The sequence below is a fragment of the Streptomyces sp. SID13666 genome (assembly GCF_010548325.1).
Lineage (GTDB): Bacteria > Actinomycetota > Actinomycetes > Streptomycetales > Streptomycetaceae > Actinacidiphila > Actinacidiphila fildesensis.
The window spans coordinates 1-679 of the sequence record NZ_JAAGLX010000152.1; the positions used below are offsets into that span (position 1 = coordinate 1).

The following is a 679-nucleotide window of genomic DNA, read 5'->3' on the forward strand; positions in this document are numbered from 1 at the left end:
ACGATCCGGCGCTCAGCGGGGTCACCCCGCTCCGCAAGGACATGGTGTCCTTCTACGCCCAGCAGCACGGCGGGGGGACCGCCGACACCGCCGCCGCCCACGAGGCCCTCCTCGACTTCGCCCGGGAGCGGATCGCCGAGGACCCCGACGCGGAGCTCAGCACCGAGGTGCCGGCGCCCGCGCTGATGGCGACGCTCAACGAGCTCGCCACGTCGGGCGAGGCCATCCTGCGCAGCGTCCAGGGGCTGCCCCCCGGGGTGGCACCGAGCCCGCGGCAGGTGGCGTCCACCATGTGGGCGATGGTCCGGGCGGCGAAGCTGCTGTTCAACGAGTTGCCCCCGGCGGACCGGGAGGCGCACGGCCGCGGTGTGCTCCATCTGCCCGACACGGACCCGTGGGACCTGCCGAAGCAGCGGCAGCTCTGGTCCCTCACCGCCAAGGCCCTCGCCGAGGGCCTGGACGTCACCGACCGCGACCTGCTCGCCGCCTACCACCTGGAGCAGACCGGCGCGTTCGGCCCGGCCGGTCTGCTCTGGCAGGGGCAGAACGTCCAAGGCGTCTACTGGAGCGACACACCCGCGCCGGAGGGGGTCGACTGGCGCAGCGTGCGCCGGATGACGAACGGGCCGGGCGGGACCACCACCGAGACGGTCGTGCCGGAGTGGGCCGAAAAGGGCAA

At 73.9% G+C, this 679-nt stretch carries 1 protein-coding gene; it reads left to right on the top strand.

The genetic code is table 11. The features are described 5' to 3' along the window. Nucleotides 1-679: hypothetical protein (locus G3I60_RS43840; protein WP_164608565.1), on the top strand; the 679-nt coding region annotated here is incomplete at both ends.